At 66.4% G+C, this 19073-nt stretch carries 19 protein-coding genes; 14 read left to right on the top strand and 5 right to left on the bottom strand.

Annotation, left to right across the window (positions count from 1 at the left end):
• Positions 1-56: 56 nt before the first annotated feature.
• The 3 genes from ACGFU6_RS21280 to ACGFU6_RS21290 are packed head-to-tail and all read right to left on the bottom strand — an operon-like array spanning position 57 to position 5962.
• The gene (locus ACGFU6_RS21280) at positions 57-4865 is read right to left on the bottom strand and encodes a putative T7SS-secreted protein (protein ID WP_393612842.1); all 4809 of its coding nucleotides are present in this window, start codon (positions 4863-4865) and stop codon (positions 57-59) included.
• A 3-nt stretch (positions 4866-4868) separates the two neighbouring features.
• Positions 4869-5516 (bottom strand): hypothetical protein, encoded by a 648-nt coding sequence (locus tag ACGFU6_RS21285; RefSeq protein WP_393612844.1) that lies wholly within the window; start codon positions 5514-5516, stop codon positions 4869-4871.
• On the bottom strand, positions 5513-5962 hold the full coding sequence (locus tag ACGFU6_RS21290) for a hypothetical protein (RefSeq protein ID WP_393612845.1): 450 nt from the start codon (positions 5960-5962) through the stop codon (positions 5513-5515). Before ACGFU6_RS21290 ends, ACGFU6_RS21285 begins: the two co-directional genes overlap by 4 nt.
• 788 nt (positions 5963-6750) lie before the next feature.
• Here ACGFU6_RS21290 and ACGFU6_RS21295 point away from each other — a divergent pair.
• Both ACGFU6_RS21295 and ACGFU6_RS21300 read left to right on the top strand, forming a co-directional pair.
• Entirely contained in the window at positions 6751-7299 is a 549-nt protein-coding gene (locus ACGFU6_RS21295; RefSeq protein WP_393612847.1) for a DUF4433 domain-containing protein, read from the top strand.
• The gene (locus ACGFU6_RS21300) at positions 7283-8401 is read left to right on the top strand and encodes a macro domain-containing protein (protein ID WP_393612849.1); all 1119 of its coding nucleotides are present in this window, start codon (positions 7283-7285) and stop codon (positions 8399-8401) included. Before ACGFU6_RS21295 ends, ACGFU6_RS21300 begins: the two co-directional genes overlap by 17 nt.
• Before the next feature lie 100 nt (positions 8402-8501).
• Here ACGFU6_RS21300 and ACGFU6_RS21305 read toward each other — a convergent pair whose 3' ends face one another.
• Both ACGFU6_RS21305 and ACGFU6_RS21310 read right to left on the bottom strand, forming a co-directional pair.
• Entirely contained in the window at positions 8502-9749 is a 1248-nt protein-coding gene (locus tag ACGFU6_RS21305; RefSeq protein WP_393612850.1) for an XRE family transcriptional regulator, read from the bottom strand.
• Between the two features lie 147 nt (positions 9750-9896).
• The gene (locus ACGFU6_RS21310) at positions 9897-10259 is read right to left on the bottom strand and encodes a GntR family transcriptional regulator (RefSeq protein ID WP_393612852.1); all 363 of its coding nucleotides are present in this window, start codon (positions 10257-10259) and stop codon (positions 9897-9899) included.
• 166 nt (positions 10260-10425) lie between these two features.
• Between ACGFU6_RS21310 and ACGFU6_RS21315 the strand changes: the two genes are divergently transcribed.
• The 12 genes from ACGFU6_RS21315 to ACGFU6_RS21370 all read left to right on the top strand — a co-directional run bounded on the left by ACGFU6_RS21315 (position 10426) and on the right by ACGFU6_RS21370 (position 19044).
• Complete coding sequence (locus ACGFU6_RS21315) at positions 10426-10722, top strand: hypothetical protein (RefSeq protein ID WP_393612854.1); 297 nt, start codon at positions 10426-10428, stop codon at positions 10720-10722.
• Entirely contained in the window at positions 10719-11714 is a 996-nt protein-coding gene (locus tag ACGFU6_RS21320) for a DUF2637 domain-containing protein (RefSeq protein WP_393612855.1), read from the top strand. Before ACGFU6_RS21315 ends, ACGFU6_RS21320 begins: the two co-directional genes overlap by 4 nt.
• Complete coding sequence (locus tag ACGFU6_RS21325; protein ID WP_393612857.1) at positions 11711-12355, top strand: GGDEF domain-containing protein; 645 nt, start codon at positions 11711-11713, stop codon at positions 12353-12355. The genes ACGFU6_RS21320 and ACGFU6_RS21325 overlap by 4 nt, the downstream gene beginning before the upstream one ends.
• Entirely contained in the window at positions 12355-12723 is a 369-nt protein-coding gene (locus tag ACGFU6_RS21330) for an RRQRL motif-containing zinc-binding protein (protein WP_393612858.1), read from the top strand. Before ACGFU6_RS21325 ends, ACGFU6_RS21330 begins: the two co-directional genes overlap by 1 nt.
• 157 nt (positions 12724-12880) lie before the next feature.
• The gene (locus ACGFU6_RS21335) at positions 12881-15103 is read left to right on the top strand and encodes a cell division protein FtsK (protein WP_393612859.1); all 2223 of its coding nucleotides are present in this window, start codon (positions 12881-12883) and stop codon (positions 15101-15103) included.
• 139 nt (positions 15104-15242) lie between these two features.
• Positions 15243-15494 (top strand): hypothetical protein, encoded by a 252-nt coding sequence (locus tag ACGFU6_RS21340; RefSeq protein ID WP_393612861.1) that lies wholly within the window; start codon positions 15243-15245, stop codon positions 15492-15494.
• 36 nt (positions 15495-15530) lie between these two features.
• A complete protein-coding gene (locus ACGFU6_RS21345) occupies positions 15531-15719 on the top strand; it encodes a hypothetical protein (protein ID WP_393612863.1) in 189 nt (62 codons plus the stop codon).
• Between the two features lie 11 nt (positions 15720-15730).
• Positions 15731-16342: a hypothetical protein gene (locus ACGFU6_RS21350; protein ID WP_393612864.1), complete on the top strand. Its 612-nt coding sequence runs from the start codon at positions 15731-15733 to the stop codon at positions 16340-16342.
• Between the two features lies 1 nt (position 16343).
• Entirely contained in the window at positions 16344-16691 is a 348-nt protein-coding gene (locus ACGFU6_RS21355) for a hypothetical protein (RefSeq protein WP_393612866.1), read from the top strand.
• A gap of 88 nt (positions 16692-16779) precedes the next feature.
• Positions 16780-17682 carry a bifunctional DNA primase/polymerase gene (locus tag ACGFU6_RS21360; RefSeq protein ID WP_393612868.1) on the top strand — a complete coding sequence of 301 codons (903 nt, stop codon included), beginning with the start codon at positions 16780-16782 and terminating at the stop codon, positions 17680-17682.
• Positions 17679-18842, top strand: coding sequence for an AAA family ATPase (locus ACGFU6_RS21365; RefSeq protein WP_393612869.1), 1164 nt, complete (start codon positions 17679-17681; stop codon positions 18840-18842). Before ACGFU6_RS21360 ends, ACGFU6_RS21365 begins: the two co-directional genes overlap by 4 nt.
• Positions 18835-19044, top strand: coding sequence for an excisionase family DNA-binding protein (locus ACGFU6_RS21370; protein WP_393612871.1), 210 nt, complete (start codon positions 18835-18837; stop codon positions 19042-19044). Before ACGFU6_RS21365 ends, ACGFU6_RS21370 begins: the two co-directional genes overlap by 8 nt.
• Positions 19045-19073: the final 29 nt, after the last annotated feature.

A 19073-nucleotide genomic window follows, 5' to 3' on the forward strand; every position in this document is an offset into this window, starting at 1 on the left:
CGCTGGGGGCCGCTTCCATGTGATTCCTCTCCCGAACGATCCAGGCTGGCTTGCCATCAGTTACCTTCGTAGAAGAAGTGGTGGTCCCCGCCCGGTTTGTTGATCTTGCCGTATCTTTCCATGTCTTCGGGATACCCGAAGGAGCCGTCCCCCCGCTGGACCCGGCCATTGTCCCAGCCGAAGTTGACGAGTTCTCGGGAATCGTCAATCTTGGGCTTTCCCGCATGGAAATGCTGACCAGCCGGATCGTGCGTATGCTCCACGACCACTCTGGATCCCTGATCCGTCTCGAACTGACGGAAGTTTCCCCAGTGAGACGCGTCGCTTGAATAGGCATATCCCGGTACGTGCTTCAAGCTCTTGTCACCGGTTACGGTCCACTCGGCGATCGGTGTCTCGCCATAGGGCACTCCGGCGGCCTCGAACGCGGCTCTTTCGGCGTCGGCTCTGTGGCCGAACGGATTTGAGTGTTCACCCTTGGGTGGATACGGCGTGAGCCCGAGTGGATCGGCCCAAGTCAGCGGATTGTGGACATAGGTGACCGGGTTCGGGGCTGGGGCGAGTCCCAGCGGATCAGGTGTGGTGTAGCGGGCCGTCTGCGGATCGTAGTAGCGGTGGTGGTTGTAGTGGAGGCCGGATTCAGGGTCGTAGTACTGCCCGGGGAAGCGGAGCGGGGTGTACGTGGTGGCATCCGCGTTCCAGGTGGTGTTACCCCAGAGCGTGGTGCGCGTGTGCCACGCGATGTCGCCGGATTCGCTGATGAGTGCGGTCGGTGTGCCGATCAGGTCAGTGGCGATGGCGAAGAATCGGCTGTCGATTTCGCGCTGGGTGGTTTCCTCGGTGAGGCGTTCCGTCTGGGCGAGCGGGGTCAGGCCTTGGTGGTTCCACGTGAGCGTGACCTGATAGGGCAGTCGATCGGGGTGACTGGTGGTCTGTTCCGCCAGGACAGTACCGTCCCAGGTGAAGGCGGTCCGTTCCGCGACACTCGTACCGTCCGCGGCCATCCGCTCCTTCGAGGTGCGGCGGCCGAGAGGGTCGTAGCGGTAGCGCCACTGTGTGCCGTCGGGCGTCGTGAGTGCGGTGAGCTGGTCGTCGGCATTGTAGGAGTAGCGCCAGCTTTCGGCTTTCTTCGATGGACGGGACTTGTTGCGCAGCACGAGACGCCCTGCGGTGTCGTACGTGTAGCTGTTGGCGCCCGCGCGCCGCAGCCGGGTGCCGGTGTGGACACGGTGGCCTCTCGCCTCACTGCCTGAGCGGTGCTCGGGCCAGGTGGCGGAGGTCTGGTTGCCTGCCATGTCGTATGCGTACGACTCCGTCCAGGCAGCGGCGGTGACCTCAGTGACGCGGCCGGCCGCGTCCAGATCGAAGCGTTGGAATCCGCGCAGGGTGTCGTCCAGGGCAGTGACGTGACCATCGGCACGGTAGGTGTAGACGCAGTTGTTGAGAGTGCGGTCGCCGGTGGAGAGGCGCTGTGTGCTCAGGCGTCCCGCAGCGTCCCAGCCGGAGGTCAGGGTGAGGGCTCCGCTGAAGTCCCGCTCGATTTCCCGGCCGGCCATGTCATGGATGAAGGCGATGCGATGGCCGTCAGCCGTCAGGTGTGTGGGGCGTCCTGCCGTGTCGTAGCCGTACGTGGTGATGCGGCCGGTGGGCGTGGTGCGCTGGGCGCGGCGGCCAAGGGCGTCATAGGTGTACGTGGTGGCGCGCCCGTCGGCGAGTTCCGTCTTGACCTGACCACGGCGGTCGTACTGGTAGATCAGCTCGCTGTCCGGACCGGCTGCCCGGACCATGCGCCCAGCTCTGTCGTACGCATAGGTGGTTACCGCGCCCGCCACGTCCTTGGCGATTACACGACCGAGTGGATCTCGTTCGTAGGCGAGGGTTTCGCCGAGCGCGTTAGTACGGACCGTGACCTGTCCCGCCGCGTCGCGGGTATAGGTGAGCGTGCGCCCGTCGAAGTCCGTTTCGGAGCTCAGTCGGCCGGCCGCATCGTAGGTGTATGACCATTTGAGACCCTGGCAGTTGGTGACCTGCGTCAGCCGTAGCTCGGTGTCGTGGTCGAACTCGTAGCGAGCCCCATCCGGGCCGGTGCGTGCTGCCGACAGCTCGAAGTGAGTGTATTCGAAGTGGGTGACCTGGCCCACGGGGTCGGTGTGGCTTGTGCGGCTTCCCTCGCCGTCGTAGGTCCATGATTCGGTTCCGCCGTCCGGGCCTCTTCGGCAGGCCAGTTCACCGTCCGTGGTCCATTCGAGCTGGGTCACTGCACCCAGTGGGTCCGTGACGCGGACGGGTCGGCCGAGGGCGTCGCGCTCGTAGCGGGTCTTACCGCCCCTTGGATCGGTGACTTCCAGTGGCAGCCCGGCCGGGTCGGACTTCACAGTGGTGACGGCGCCAAGAGCGTCAGTGACCGAGACGAGCCGTCCGTGGGCGTCGTACGCGAAACGAGTGGTGAGTCCGGCCGCGTCGGATGCTGCGATGCGGTTGCCCCGTTCGTCGAACTCCTGTTGTCTACGGCCGCCGTCGGGGCCGGTGAACTCCGTCAGGTGGCCCAATGGATTCCGGACAGCGTGCAGTTCAGTGCCGTCCGGGCGGATAACAGTGGCGAGCCTGTCCTTCTCGTCATACCCGAAGGCGGTGGTGCGGCCGAGTGGGTCGGTGCGGGTGAGGGGGTTGCCGCGGGTGTCGTAGGTGAAGCGGGTGGTGTGGCCGAGCGGGTCAGTGGTGGCTAGCACGCGGCAGCCTTCGCCGATCAGGTGGTGGGTGGTGTGGCCGGCGGCGGTGCGGAGAGTAGTGGTGCGGAGGCCGGTGTCCGGCTCCGGGGCTCCATACGCGAGGGTGAGTTGCATGTGTCCCGCTTCGCCGCCCTCGGCGACGCACCTGTCGTGGTCGTCGTACTTGTACTCGTAGCGGCAGTTGTTGGAGTCGATCCAGGCGACGACCCGGTGGCGATGGTCGTATTCAAGGGTGAGGGTGGCGCCGGAGGGTTTGGTGACCTCGGTGAGGTTGCCGTCCGTGTAGCCGTAGGCGCGCAGGGGGTGGGCCACGCTTCGGCCGTCGGCAGTGAGCGCCTCTTCGCCGATCGTGGGAGTGAGTAGCGCCAGACCAGTCACGACCTCGTCCGTCGAGGTCAGCTCGAGGTGGTAGCCGGCCGAATGGACCACTGCCAGGGGCGTGCCGTTCTCCGCGCGGTCGAAGGTGATGGTGTTGTCGTTGCGGTCGCTGATCTCACTGAGCCAGGCGTCGCCGTCGCCTCCTGGTTCCGATCCGGTCGGTGCGTCGAAGTGGCGGGTGAGGCCGGTGTCGGGGTCGGTGAGCGTGTAGTCGCCCGACGCGGCGCGATCCAGGCCACTGCGTGAGGTGCCGGTTTCGGGGCAGGTCGACAGGCCAGGTGCGGGGTGGGGGTAGGTGATGAGTCGGCCGTCGTCGGTGATGTGGATGACGCCGTTGGCGTCGATCTCCAGGTGTTCGTCGACGGTGGAGGACCAGGAGGGGCCGAAGAAGCGGCCTGCGGTGTAGCCGGATTCGACGCGGCGGGTGAAGGTGAGCGGCAGGGTGCCGGGCAGGACGATGTCGGTCTGGGGCAGGAACATGCGGCCGGAGGCGAGGTCGACCGGGTCGGTGTTCTTGGTGGTGCGTTCCTCGGGGGTGCGGTTGTGGGTGCCTTCGGGGGCGTCGTCCACCAGGCGGCGGGCCTTGTTCGCGTCCTGTGCGAGGTCTGCGAGTTCCTTCGCGGTGCGGGCGCCCTTGACCGCGGCGCCTCCGCCGCCGGTCGCGGCGGTGAGGACGAGGTCGGGGACGAGGCGGCCGAGTCCTTCGGCCGGGTCCTTCATGAACTCGGTGACCATCTGTTTGCCGGCGCCGGAAGGGTCGTTGGCGACCTGGACGAGTCCGGCGGCGGTGTTGTTCAGCGAGAGGGCGTACTCGGCGGGGTGGGTGAGGTTGTACGCGTCCATCGGGTTGACGCTGCGTACGAAGTTGAGCATTCCGGCGGTGCCCTTGGCGATCCCGCCGACGAAGTGGGTGCCAGCCAAGTTGAACTCGGAGACTCCGCTCACGGCCTGCTCGGCGTAGGTGGGATTCTTCGGTGCGGTGTCCCGGGCGGCCGTCACCAGGGTGCGGGCGGTTTCGCCGGCGGTGTTGCGCTGTTTTCTGGCCTCGGTGAGGAGCTGCTGTGCTTCTTCCATCCGGGCCTTGCCGGGGTCCTTGAACTCGCCGGGCTTCGGGGGCAGCGTGGCCGGGTCGCGTTTGTCGGAGGGGAGGGCGTTGTACGTGTCGACGGCCTTGTTGTAGGTGTCGCACCGGTCCTTGTGGGCGTCCATGGCTTCCTCGGACGCCTTGGTGCCCGCCTTCCACTGGTCGATCGCCAGCTGTGCCTGGCCCTGGGCCCATTGGACCGTGCCGGCGAAGGACTCCAGTGCGCCTGCGGCCTTCTCGAAGGCGTCGGCGGCTTTGAACCACTTCGGCGGCTCGATGGATACCGAGTCCCGGAAAGCGTCCGCGGTCTTGCCCTTGAGGGTGGAGGCGTCGAGCCCTTTGAGTCCTCCGCCGACCTTGTCGAACGCGCCCTGGAGTGCTTTGAGGTGGGCGGCGGAGGAGCGGAGCCCGGAGGGGCTGCCGTAGATCAGCTTCGTTTTGTCCTCGGTCTGCCCGAGGTCCATCTCGTCGACCTCGGCGCCCATCCGGTTGGCGACCGAACGCGACTGCTCACGCACCCAGTCCGCACCGGACTCCCAGCCGACGTCATCCAGCCGGTCGGCCGTCCAGTTTCCGACGTCCTCGACCCGGTCGCCGACCCACTTGGTCCCGTCCTCGACCGCGTCCTCGACGACGTCCGGAGTGAGGTCGCTGACAATGTCCCCGATGCCCATGGATCAGTTCCCCCCGTTGCCTTGCTGCTGTTGCCGGGCACGTTCCTCGGGCGAGGGACCGAACGTCTCGTCCACGCCCCGGTCGAAGGTCTCCTGATCGACCCCGAGGAAACGGTTCATCAGCTCGCTCTGCCGGCCGCCGCTCCCCTCGGTCAGCAGCGCCCGCCCGGTGTCCTTCCAGGTCTGGTCTGCCTCGTTCTTCGCCCGCTCGGCCGATTCCAGGCTGTAGTCGGGGTTGAGGTAGTCCGGGGTGAACACTTCACCCCAGCCCTGTTTGATGACGTCGGCCTCGGACGCGTTCGGGTTGCCGACGCCGGAGTTGACCACGACTTTCAGCGTGCCCTTGATGTACTGGTCTTCCTCCCAAAGGACCCCGGCGGACAGGCCCAGCGCCGCCGCGATGGTGTTGGCGTCCTGGACCAGAGCCCGCACGCCCCACTCCCACCGCTCGCAGAAGTCCTCGAAATCCACCGACAACCCGTAGTAGCCGACCGCCATCCCGGTCATCGACAGGTCCGACAGCCCCTTGCCCAGGGGCGCACCGGTGCCGGTGCCGACCTCCTTCAGTTCGGCCACCGCTGCCCGCAGACCACTGGTGATCTGTTGGACACTCGCCGGACCTACGTTGAGATCGGCCGCGTCGCCGCTCATCGCTCACGCTCCCCGCCGGGTCCTACCCCGCCGACCGCAGCTTCCCCGTCGACGGCGACCGCGTCCGGCACGATGCCCGTCACCGGCGGGAAGAACATCGACCCGTCCGGATCAGCGATATTCACCGCGAGCCCCGCGGGCACTCCCATCGCTGGAATGACCTCGTCCAACAGCCGAGCGCCCCGCAGCTCCGCGAACTCCCACACCCGTCCGCCGGCATCGGGATCGTGCAGAGCACCCCGCGCCTGCGCGAAACGGGCCAGCGCCGCCTCGTCAGTAAACCCGCACACCCAGCGGACCCCGCCAAGCTCAGCGGCCCACAACCCACCGCCATCGACGGGCACCAGCACCAACGCCCGACGCAACTCACCCAGCATCGCGCGCGGATCACCGCCACCAACCCGCTGCTCCGCTATCCGCTCCGACAGCGCCGTCCCCTCAGCCACGGATCCCCCGTTCCTAGCCGCCGATCGGTCCCGGACAGCGTAGGACAGCACCCACAGCACGAACCGGCAGCTCCGGCCACAGTGACTGATTCCGGCCGGTAGAGGACGTGATGTGGCTCGGAGTGCGGGGCCCACCCGGCGGAGCAAGGGCGACTCGGCGCGGGAGGCGCCCATGTTGTCGCACGCAGAAGCTGGTGAAGCACCTGGGAGACCTCGTACGGCCTGGACAACAAACGAGGCCCCAGTCACTGACCAGGGCCTTCATAAAAGAGCGGGTGACGAGAATCGAACTCGCGCTCTGAGCTTGGGAATCCCGAGGAGTCGTCCCGATGTGGAGCTCTGGCCTGTACGGATACCGCCCAGCGCCCGTTCTGAGCCTGGGCGGGTTGACCGCCATTGACCGTGGTTATCCGCCGCAGATGGTGCGGAGGTGGTGCGACGTGGTGTCCGCGTTCCTGAGAGAAGGAAGGCGCCGCCAGCGCCCACGACCTACAGAGGGTGGCTTCGCCACCAGGCTGCAACACTCAGGGTGTTGCAGCCGTCTGTAACCGGACACCCCGGACACCCGCTGTGCTGGCTGTCCGCCCGATTCGTACAGGTCAGAGCTCCAACCGGACAGTCGGACAGCTGGGACATGAAAGCCCGCGGGCCGTACCGATGAGCATCTTCATCACGTAGGGTGACTGGGTCAAAGCTTGAGGTAATATTGTTCAGTCCGGGCCCTGCGCTTCAGTGGAGCGAGATTGCACAGAGATCAGGTCGAAGAGCTGCATTACATTGCGCCGCTCGTGAACCTTGAGTCCATCGCGAGATTCGGGTTGTTGAGTCATCACGCCGCAGAGAAAATACCCCATCACTCGGTCGCCTCTGCATCCGTGCAGGACAATAGAGTAAATAAGTGCATCCCCGGAGGTGGTCTCCTTCACTCCTACGTAAACACATACTTTCACGCTCGAAATTCAATGATGTTCAAGCTCATGGCTGACGGCGTGAGGGAGCTTGTTGTCATTCGAATAGCCAGTTCTGTTTTGGAGCTTCCTGACGTCGTGGTGTCGGATGGCAACGCGGCTACTGGCACCACGCGATTCTTTCCGTCGCCGGGCGGGTTGGCTCACCTCAATGCCGATCGCGTTTACGCGGAGAGCTGGAACAGTGCTGATGTTTGGGAGAAGGCCGAGCGGAAGCGAATGCGCAGTGCGGAAGTTCTCGTACCTGATTCCGTATTGCCAGAATACTTCATTGGCTGTTATACTCTCAATAATGCCGACGCTGCAGTCTGTAGTGGAATTGCCCCCTTCTGGAAGGTGGAGGTAAACGCAAATGTCTACTTCCGGTAGGAATGTTCGAGTCCTGCAGGGGGATCTGCTCAAGTCTCAGATGCATGGTCTGGTCAACACGGTTAACACCGTTGGCGTAATGGGTAAAGGCATCGCGCTTTCCTTCAAGAGGAAATATCCGGAAATGTACGCTGACTATGTGCAGCGGTGCAGAGCCGGACAGGTTCGTCTAGGCGAGCCCTACCCATACAGGGCTGGGGATCATCTGATCATAAACTTTCCCACCAAAGGGCACTGGCGTAGCGTCAGTAAGCTGGACGACATCATCGCTGGACTTGATTACCTTGCCGAACATTGCAGCGATTGGGGCCTGAAGTCTCTGGCGGTTCCGCCGTTGGGATGCGGAGCCGGTCAACTTGAATGGTCTGTCGTGGGTCCTGTCCTGGCGCAGCGGCTGGAGCAGCTTGATATCCCAGTTGAGCTATACGCGCCTTTCGATGTAGAAGTTGGGCATCAACAGCTTGATCTGTGGGAAAAGGGGGAGTCGAGTACGACTCGCTTTGTCGAGCCATGGCAATATGCGCTGGTTGAAGTCCTAAATAGACTGGAACAGCAGCCCTATAGGCATCGCGTAGGGCGAGTGATGTTCCAGAAGATTGCCTACTTTGCGGTAGCCGCGGGTATTCCAATGGACCTCCAACACGAGAAGGCAAGTTACGGTCCATTTTCACCGCAGCTCAAGCCAACGATTGCGAAACTGCAGAATAACGGATTGATCGCTGAGCGACAGCTCGGGAATATGTTCGAAGTTAATGTAGGGCAAACATTTAACTCATCCAACCCTGAGTATGCACCGTATCTCGAAAAGTGGGATTCGGCGATTGCGGTCACATGTGATCTGGTTGCGCGCTTTGATAGCGCCCAAGCTGAAATTGCAGCCACTGTTCATTACTCTGCGGAGCACCTCTATCGACATTATGGTCGCATTCCCACTGCATCTGAGATTCTCAATGCGGTTGAGGCGTGGAAGGTGCGAAGGAAACCGCCTCTTAAGCGTGATGAAGTCGTCCGGTCCATTGTGCACCTAGCCACTTTGGGGTGGATCTCGGCAGAGCCTGACGAGAGCGTTGCAGATGCCTTGGCTGAGTTGTCGTTAGCCTGACCAATGGTCAGGCGATTTAGATAGGCTGTAGCCACACGCCCAAGACATCACTGAGCCCGGACGAGACGTCCGGGCTCAGTGATGTCTTGGGCGGTGCGGATCACATCTTTAGAAATCCGGGTTTGGCCTGTCCGAGGTCTCGCAGATGAGTCAAATACTCCTGCGCGGCAGGCTCTGTACTGTATCGCTCCCTTACGACTGCTGCGAGTTCTCGGCTTGTCATGATGAGGGAGGGGACCGATTGTCGCGGCCCCTGAAGTGCGCGCTCACCGTGAATCAGTGCTTGTTCAAGGTCGCCACTGCGTGCGGCGGTGACTCCGAGAGTCACGCGTGCTTCGGCATTGCGCATCGGAGACCGTTCCGTGCCGTCGAAATCGGTACCCGCCCGGAGCACTTCGCCAGCGAGTGTGTGCGCGAGCCTGTCTTCTCCGACCAGCCTGTAGCAGTCCATGGCGTAGAAATCGAACTTCGCTGGGTCTACGACGAAGTGGTGATCGAGGTTCTCGGGGTGGGGCATCCCTTCGAGTAGACGTCGACCGCGGTCAAGAGCGACCTCAACCTGCCGGCGGTCTCCGAGTCGCGCCCATGCCTTCGCTTCCTGCGCCGCGAGCTGCACCGCGACACTGTGGTGAGGGGCCACCTGAGCGCCTGCCTGTGCAGCAGCGATGACGCCGCGATAGTCGCCTGTGGTCAGAGCGAACCAGGCGCGCATCTCATGTCCCCAGCCTGCTACTTCGGCGTGGTCGGCTTCGGAGGCCAAGGAGAGCGCAGCGCGGCGCGTTGATTCGGCTGCGTGTCTGGCGCCGGTGTCGTATTCGACACAGCCAACGAGCAGGGCGAGCCAACCGGAGAGGGCAAGCACCTCGCGGTGTTGGGCCAACGTAAGGCTCTTTGAATGGAGGTCGACCACTCGCTTGAGCCACTGCCGACCCTCGATAAGGAGCTGTTCACTCGGCATGAAGGGGTATTCCGAGCACAGTCGGTCGGTTGTGATTCGAAGTGCCTCAAGGGTGGCGTTATCGACATCGGACTTGTTCAGTCGGCTGACGATTTCCAGCGTCTCCATTCCGCTGGCCGCCAAGATTTCGCGGTTGCCGTCCCTGCGTCCCTCGATGGGGAAGATCGCGTGTGTCACTGTGCCGAACATGGCTGCGATGATCGGCTGGTAGAAGTCTCCCGGCTTCGTGCCAGCCTCCCAGCGCTTCCACTGCCGGACCATGCTGTCGTCGGCCGGCAGCTCAGTGGAAGCGTGGGCCCGCATGGCCTTCACCGCATCGAGCTGCGACCAGCTACGCGCCATCCGCTCCGCCGCGATTCGCTGTGCCCACGCGGGCCTTTCGTCGCTCATGCGTCCTCCTCCGAGTAGCTACCGCGAGTCTGGTCCGCCAGCTGGGGGGACAGGCAAGAGGACACCGCGGTGACACCTGAGATGTCCCCTGTCCGCGTCCTTGCCCCCCTGCTGTCACTTAAATCACAGCCCCCGTGCGCTGCATGGTTATTCCAGATCACGCACCGACCGAGTGGATCCCTCTTCGAGCGCCTTCACTCGGTCGGTCAGAGCTTGAATCTGGAGGCGCATTTCCTTGATCTCTTCATCCATGCCCGTCTTACGGGTCGACGGCTCATCACTGCCATCCCCAATGAAGTATCCGCGGTTTCCCGCTGAGAAGATCAGTCCTTCCCGCACGAGGATTCCGAGGCCGTCTCGTACGGTCTGGCCGGCGTACCCGAACTCAAGGGCCAGCTCTCGGGTAGTCGGCAACTTGCCGTCGGGGTACTTGCCGCTCTCGATCCGGCCGCGCATCACATGCGCCAGCACCACGGGCTTGGGTCTTGGGTCGCGCGACACAACGCTCATGCCTTCGAGGGTACCCACCAGTGCGCACTACAGCGCTCTGTCGCGCAGGGTTGCGTACTAGTGCGCACTGGTGCATGCTAGCTGCAGATCGACGGCGTCGGGACTCCCCAGCAAGGTCGCCCGCCGCCTGAGCCTCTCCCTGTTCCCTCGACTCTCAGGAGCGCTCATGCGTGCCTTCATCAGCGGCCATCAGGCCGTCTCTGCAACCGACTTCGTAGAACTGGCCCTCGGCACTCCGCTGGAACTTTGGCTGGGTGTGGAGGGTGAGAGCGAGATGGAGCGTGCGGCCCGTCTGGACGCGGCCCGCGACATCCTCGCCGACAACCCCGGCTTCCCCGACCGCGTGAGCCGCGTCGCCGCTGAGGCGATCGAGGCGTTTGCGCCGGAGATCTTCAACGTGGTCCCGCTCCCCGACCGCAGGCCGGTCCGCCGTCGCCAGAACCGGGGCGGGGTGGCGGCATGACGACCACGACGCTGAGTGCGGATCGGCCGGCCGTTCCGCCGTTGACCCGTCCGGAGATGGGATTGGCCGGTATCGGCGCGCTCGCCGCGGCCGGTGTCGGCGCCCTGGGACTGATCTCTTCCTTCGACGCGGTGTCCGAGGCCGCGGCGCGGTGGGGATTCGGTGAGCCGTGGATGGTGCCGGTCGGGATGGACGTGTCCATCCCGGTGTTCTCGGTGGCGAACCTGCTGCTGATCCGGATGGACATGGCATTGGCGTGGGTGCGGTTCGTGCCCTGGATCCTCACCCTGGTCACCTGCGGCCTGAACGTCTCTGCGGGCCACGGGATGTGGGCGAAGGTCGCGCACGGAACGATGCCGCTGCTGTGGGTGGTCTTTTCGGAGATCGGCGCCCACATCTACGCCTCTCGCATCGGCGCGGTAACCGGTCGGCGCATGGACAAGATCCGCGCCTCGCGGTGGCTGCTGGCTTTCCCCTCCACCTTCGCTCTGTGGCGCCGGATGACGTTGTGGGAGATCACCTCGTACGCCGATGCACTGGCCCGCGAGCGGGAACGCGTGTTGGCCCGTGCCGAACTGCGAGAGCAGCACGGCCGCATGTGGAGGACGAAGACACCACGCCGCGCCCGAGTCTTGCTCAAGCTCGGGGAGGTCAGCCCCGACGCCGAGCAGGAGGCGCCGGCCGTCGCCCCGCAGCCCGAGCCGGAGAGCAAGCCGAAGCCGACCACGAAGCGGCCCGCGCGCCGCGCCCCCGACAAGGCCAAAAGGAAGCGGACCCCGGAAGAGGTTCTGTCCGAGGCACGGGAGGCCACCACGGAGTGGCCGGACACGGCACTGACCGCGGACCGCATCCGTACCGAGCTGCACGTCTCGCAGGCCACCGCCCGCACCCTGCGCGACACCCTCAAGGCAGAGCGCACCGCCATCCCGCTGCACTCCATCGACACCGACCAGGCAGACCACGGTGACGACCCTGAGGCGGTGGCGGCATGAACACCCTTTTATCCGTGCTCGTGGCGGCTGGGCCACTCGCGGCCGGTTGGTCCGTCCACACGGTGTGGATGCGCCGCCGCCTGCACACTGCCCGCCGCGACCCGCTCACCGGGCTCCACACCCGCGACGGCTTCACCCGCCGCGCCACGGTCCTGCTCAAGGACCCGCGCGCGGTGGTGGTCCTCGCGGACGTCGACCGCTTCAAGCAGATCAACGACCGCTTCGGCCACGCCGCGGGCGACGTGCTGCTGCAGGTGATCGCGGCCCGGCTCGCCCACTACGTCGGCCGCCACGGTGTGGCGGGGCGGCTCGGGGGCGATGAGTTCGCCGCAGTCGTCATCGACGACCACGGCGCCGTCGGCGACCTGCTCGCGGTCCTGCACGGTGTCCTTGCCCGACCGGCCAGCAGCAACGAACCGGCCATGCACACCACGGTGTCGCTCGGCTGGGTCCGCGCCGCAGACCACCCCGGTGAGGACCTCTCCGGTCTGCTGCGCCGGGCGGATGAGGCGATGTACGCGGCCAAGCAGGGACGGGCCGGGGTGCGTCGAGCAGGGCTCGGCAGGCTGCTCGCCACGTGGTCCGGACGTCGTGCCGGCCGACGCGGCACCGCGCTTGCAGGACCGCGGGACGCGGCCTGATGTCCCCCGCGTTCGGCAAGTGTTACGACCCGACCGGGGCGGTGCACGGGATACCGACGTTCCCGTGGAAGTACGCCCCGGACGGGTACGCCACCCGCCGCCAACTTCGTGCCCGCGGGCTGCGGCCCGGCGGTCAGGAGGTGGCCGCGCAGATCATGCGCCGCTCGCGCCGCCGCAAAGCCGGTGTGGCCGTCGCCTACCTCTACCGCATCGACGGGGCCAAGCCCGTCCGGCCGATGACCCCGGGCCGCGCCGCGGCGCTCGCCAAAGCGATGCTGGCCCGCCGCACCTGCCCCAAGTGCCGCGTGGATGCCGGGTACTGCATCCCGACCTCCCTCGGCATGTGCCCCACCTGCGCCTACTCGTAGCGCCATAACCGCAGGTGAAGTCATGGCCTGAACTACCACAAATTGGTGGTAGTTAGCGGCCCTCTGCCACCTCAGCCTTGAACTGCGGGCCCGGCCGCTCACCTCTCACAGCGTCGGCCGGGCCCGTGTCCACTCCCTTGTCCAGGAAGGACAGTCAGTGAATCACGACGACGAAAGCGAACTCTTCAACCGACTCGAAGCCGACATGCTCGCCCCCACCGCACCCGACTCGGGTGGGGAAGTAGTCGACCTCGACAAGGCTCGATCGGCCCGGACCGAGTCGGCCGACCCACACGCCGACCGGTCGGCCGACCCGGCTCCCACCGCGTCGGGTAACGGGTCGGGCGACCCGGACGAGCCGATGATGGTCGACGGTCCGGCGGAAGTCGGGCCCGGGTTCATGGGCCGGATCATCGGGGCCAAGCGCCGGGCGATCGTCCCCGCGTGGCTGCGCTCCACCACCGAGCTGCGGACCGCGACTCGGTGGGCCGCAGGCCACTACGGGCACCTGGCCGGGTACCACGCGCTGCGCTCCCCGTACTACGCCGCCCGCCTCACCTTCCAAGCCCCCGTCGGAGCAGCGAAGTTCATGGGCGGGACGATCCGGTGGGTGTCCGACCGGGAAGGCGAGCCGGTCCGACTCGCATCCGTCCGCCGCGAAGACGCAGCCGAGTACTTGAAGCTGTCCAGGCAGCGTGACGGTCGGGTCCGGCTGCGGACGCTGGTCACGGTGCTGGGCATGTTCGTCGGGCTCGGTGTCGCGCTTGCCATCTACGTCCTGGCCCCCGGCTGGCTCCAAGCCCTCTCGGTCGGGGCCGTACTCCTGGCCCTCGGGGCGGTCGGCACTCAAGCCGACGCCCCGGTCATCACCCGCGCCGTGGAGATGACCAAGGCGCCCAAGCTCACCTCGGACATCGTGCTGCGGGCCCTCGGGGCTCTCGGCATCACCGCGATCAACCAGGTCCAGAGCAAGGGCCGAGACGGTTTCACCTTCACCGCCCCCATCACCCGCGACGGCCCCGGATGGCGTGCCGAGGGCGACCTCCCCTACGGCGTCACCGTCACCGACGTCATCGAACGCCGAGACAAGCTTGCCTCCGGCCTGCGCCGCCCGCTCGGGTGCGTGTGGCCCGAAGCTGTCCCGGACGAGCACACCGGCCGCCTGGTGCTCTGGGTCGGGGATCAGGACATGTCTACCGCCACGAAGCCCGCATGGCCGCTGATCAAGGGCGGGTCTGTCGACCTGTTCAAGCCGGTTGCCTTCGGCACGGACCAGCGCGGCCGGTGGGTCGAGATCACCCTGATGTACATCGCCGGAGTGATCGGGGCGATCCCCCGGATGGGTAAGACGTTCCTGCTCCGTCTGCTCCTGCTCATCGCCGCCCTCGATGCACGGGCCGAGGTCCACACCTACGACCTCAAGGGCACCGGCGACCTCGACCCCGTCGGAGAGCGCGTCTCCCACCGCCACCGGGCCGGAGACGATGATGAGGACATCGAATACGCCCTGGCTGACCTGCGGGAACTGCGCACCGAGCTGCGGCGCCGGGCCAAGATGATCCGCTCCCTGCCGCGGGACATCTGCCCGGAATCGAAGGTGACATCCGAGCTGGCCAACAAGCCGAAGCTCGGGCTGCACCCGATCGTCATCGGGGTGGATGAGTGTCAGGTGTGGTTCGAGCACCCCAAGCACGGCGGGGAGTTCGAAGAGATCTGCACCGACCTCGTCAAGCGCGGCCCCGCCACCGGCATCGTCCTGCTCCTGGCCACGCAGCGCCCGGACGCAAAGGCCCTGCCCACCGGCATTTCGGCGAACGCGTCGGCCCGGTGGTGCCTGAAGGTCATGGGCCAGCTGGAGAACGACATGGTCCTCGGCACCAGCAGCTACAAGCGGGGGATTAGGGCCACGATGTTCAGCTGGAAGGACAAGGGGATCCACTACTTCGTCGGTGAAGGCTCCGACGCCCGGATCGTCTCGTCTGTCTACGTCGACGCCCCCACCGCCGAGGTGATCGGGCTGCGGGCCCGGCGCCTGCGCGAGGCAGCGGGACGGCTGACCGGGCACGCGGCCGGGGAGGTCTTCGAGGACCGGGAGTCGTCCGGGTTCGATCTCCTCGCGGACATCCTCGCGGTTGTGCCGGCCGAAGAGCCGAAGCTGTGGTCCGAAGTCGTCGTGGCACGCCTGGCCGAACTCCGGCCGGACGTCTACGGCGGCTGGGAGCCCGAGCAGCTGGCCGCAGCCCTCAAGCCGCACGGCGTCAGCACCGGCCAGGTCTGGGGCAAGACGGAAGCCGGGAAGGGCGCCAACCGGCGCGGTATCGAGCGCTCCCACATCCTCACCGCGATTGCGGAGCGTGACGGAAACCGGGACGCGAGCTAGCCCCGATCGCCGCTAGACCTAGCAGCACACCCCGCTAGGTCTAGCGGCACCGCTAGCGCCACATTCGCTGCTTGATCAGCGCACTAGCTTCTAGCGCCCCACCTGCGCAAACCCCTGAAACAGGCCCGGGAGGCCCTTCATGACCCCTGCCCTGCTCGCTAGCGCACTCCTTCTGGTCATCACGCTCTGTTATGCGTCGCTGTGTGCGGCCAGCCCGTTCGGTGACTGCCGCAAGTGCCGTGGTTGGGGCTTCGCGACCAAGACCGACCGCAAGGGCCGGGCCAAGCGCGGCAAGGACTGCCGCCGCTGCAAGGCCACCGGCAAACGCATCCGCATCGGCCGCCATCTCTACAACGTCGCCGCCCGCCTCCACCGCGACGGCACCCGCTGACCCGTCGACCACCACCGCATCGGAAAGGGGCCCGTCGTGGCCGTCACCATCTCGCTCGTCTTCCTGTTCGGCCTGGTCCTGTTCTTCCTGCTCCGCTCCAACACCCTCGGCTGGGGTGCCGCGTTCGTCGCCGTCATGTTCGGGTTCTTCCTCGCCTCCACCGGAGCGTCCGGCCCGATCAACGAACTCACCACCGCCGTCATCGACGCCATCCCCGACCTGTGAAGGGGCATTCCATGAACGAACCGCTGATCCAGCACCACTGGGCTGCACTCGCCGCACCCAAGGTGGGCCCCGCCCTCGCCACGTCCACCGTGCTCATCCTGGGCCGGATCTGGAACGCGAACGGTGCCGAGCACTCCACCGGCAACGCGGCCTTGATGGTCGTCCTCGCCGCCGGAGCGGCAACGGCCGGCGCATTCGCTGCCGCCGGACGCGGAGGCGGTGACGGGGTCCTCGCCGCGACCGCGTTCGCCACCTCCGGCGGCGTCGCCCTCGCAGGTGTCGCCGGATACGCCGACGGCTGGTCGCTCCCGATCCTGCTGTGGGCTGTAGCCACCGCCGTCGCGTACGGGATCGCCGCCCGGTACTGGCGCACCGACCGCCGCGACACTGTCGCCTACGAGCGGCAGACCACCGTGCGGCGCGAAGAGCACGGGCACATCGAACGGGTGGAACTCCTCCGCAGCCGCACACAGATCGAAGTGGCCCGCGAGACATCCACCGGCTACGCCGACGCGCTCGCCGCAGCCCTCACCGCACGAGCCACCCTGCCCGGGTTCGACCCGCAGACACTCACCCGCGCCGGACTCCCCGAACTCCCCACCGCCGACACCGAGGAGCACTGAGATGGAACAGCTGCACCTGCATACCGAGCACCGCCCGGAACCGGGCGACTGGCCCCCGGAGACCGTCTACGCGCTCGCCCCGAGCATCATCCGCGAGATCGGATGGACCGCGCAGACCGCAGCCAACAAGCCGTTCGGCACCGCGCTGGGCCGGGAGTTCTGGCTCCGCAAGGCCGCCGTCCTCGACCGAATCGCCCTCGCCGACGAGCGCGCCGGATTCCCCGGCGACGCGAGCGAGGTGGCCACCGAAGCGGCCCGACGCCTGATGGACCTGGACGACACCACGGTCATCTGCGATCTGCGCCACTACGTCCGGCAGCAGTACGCCCACTGGGCCAAACAGCAGTAGCACGCCGCGGCGGCGGGACTCCCCAGCAAGGTCGCCCGCCGCCGCGGTTCTCCCTGCCCGTCCGAAGACAGAACAGGAGATACCAAGCATGACCCATCCCGAGAGCATTGGGCGCCTTCGCCCCCGCCTGCTGCATGCCGCGCTTGATGCGGCGGAGCGTGGTTGGGCGGTCTTCCCGCTTCGCCCCGGAGACAAGCGCCCAGCGATTACCGAGTGGGAAGGCCGTGCCACCACCGATCGCGAGCGGATCCGCCGTTGCTGGACATACGCGCCGTACAACATCGGCATCGCCACCGGACCTTCCGGTCTGGTCGTTGTCGACCTCGACACGAGCAAGGGCCCGGACGACGCGCCGCCGGCCGAATGGGCCGAAGGCAGGGTCCGGGACGGAGCCGACGTGCTTCGCGTGCTGCGAGAGCGGCATGACGAATCCCTGTTCGCGCCGGATACGTTTGGTGTGCGAACCGTCAGCGGGGGATCCCACCTGTACTTCGCAGCGCCCGCCGGAGTGGAACTGCGAAACAGTGCGGGCAAGCTCGGTTGGAAGGTGGACACACGAGCTGGTGGCGGCTATGTCGTCGGGCCCGGCAGCGTCATCAACAACCGCCCATATGAGATCACCAGGGACGTTCCCCCTGAGGCCCTCCCGGATTGGCTCACGGATTTGCTGCGGCCAGCGCCGCTCCCGCCTCAGAAGTCCGTGAGCGTCGATCTCTCGACAGACCGACGCGGTAAGTGGCTGCAGTCCGCGGTCAATGGGGAACTGGAGCGAGTCACCAGCTCGGGGCCGCACAGGCACAACAACGCGCTCTACGTTGCCTCCATCGCCCTTGGCCAGCTCGTCGCCGGAGGAGAGCTGGGCGAAGCCGAAGTGACCGGTTGGCTCACCGCGGCTGCGTTGCAGGTCGGACAAGATCAGCGTGAGGCGCGGCGCACCATCGAATCCGGCCTGAGCGCCGGTGCCAAGCGGCCCCGGACGGTGGCGGCATGAGCGCCAACCCGATTCCTCCTCTGCACCTGTACTCCGTTCCGAGCGGACCTCAGCCCACACCTGCGACGCCTCCGGCGCGGGAGCGGCCCCGTACTGCATGGACCGCTGATCAGCTCATGGCAACTGAGTTCCCCGAGCCGAAGTGGGCCGTGCCCGGCATCATCGCCGAAGGTGTGACGCTGCTCGCGGGACCGCCCAAGGTCGGTAAGTCTTGGCTGTCTCTCGGACTGGGTCTATCCGTCGCGTCCGGTGGCCAGGCTTTCGACTCCGTGCCGGTCGGCGGCGGCCCGGTCCTCTACCTCGCTCTGGAGGACACGCCCCGCCGTCTTCAGAGCCGTATGGGCAAGCTTTTGGGCGGTCGGCCGGCGCCGTCCGGCCTGACGCTCGTGACCGAGTGCCCGCCCTTTCCCCAGGGCGGCAGCGAAGCCATCGCACAATGGCTGGAGCGCAACCCTGATGCGCGGATGGTCGTGATCGACGTGTTCGCCAAGATGCGCGGACAGGCCCCGCAAGGCGTATCCGCCTATGACGCGGACTACGTATCCGTCGGCTACGCCAAGCGGCTCGCGGACCACTACGGCATCGCCGTGGTCCTGGTCCACCACGTCCGCAAGATGGCATCCGAGGACTTCCTCACCGAGGTCTCCGGCACGAACGGCATCGCGGGTGCGGCAGACGCCACGCTCGTGCTCAAGCGGGCCCGCGGACAGGCAGACGGCATTCTGCACGTCACCGGCCGCGATGTCAGCGAAGCCGAATACGCCCTCCAATTCCAGGAAGCATCCGGCGCCTGGCACCTGCTCGACGGCCCCGCGTCCGATCACACCGTGGGCGACACCCGTGCCGCGATCCTGCGGTACGTGCGGGCGAACCCGGGCGCCAAACCGCGGGATATCGCGGAAGCGCTCCCGGGCGTGGACGCCGACACCGTGCGCCGCACGTGCTCGCGCATGGCTGCCGACGGACAGGTCACCAAGGACGGCAGCGGCCGGTACTTCCCGGACACCGACACCCGGACGCAGACCACCCAACAGGTGTCCCAGCTGTCCGACTGTCCGACAGCCTCATCTGACCAGCAAGAACTACCCGGACAGGGAGAAGAAGAGCTGTCCGGGCTGTCCGGTTCTGGCGCGGCACAGCGAGGAGAGCGTCTTGCGTGAGAGGTATCTGTCCATCCCGGAAGTAGCTGAGTTTCTGGGTACGACCGAGCGTTTCCCCCGACGGCTTGTTGCCGAGCGGCGCATCACCTTCGTGAAGGTCGGCGCGCACGTCCGTATCGCAGAGAGCACGCTCTCCGCGTACATCAAGGCCAACACTGTCGAGCCGGTCCGTCCCCGCCGCCGTGCAAGGAGGGCTGCATAAGTGCCGAAGAAGGGCCCGAAGAAGGGCAA

Source organism: Streptomyces sp. NPDC048462 (assembly GCF_043200175.1).
GTDB lineage: Bacteria > Actinomycetota > Actinomycetes > Streptomycetales > Streptomycetaceae > Streptomyces.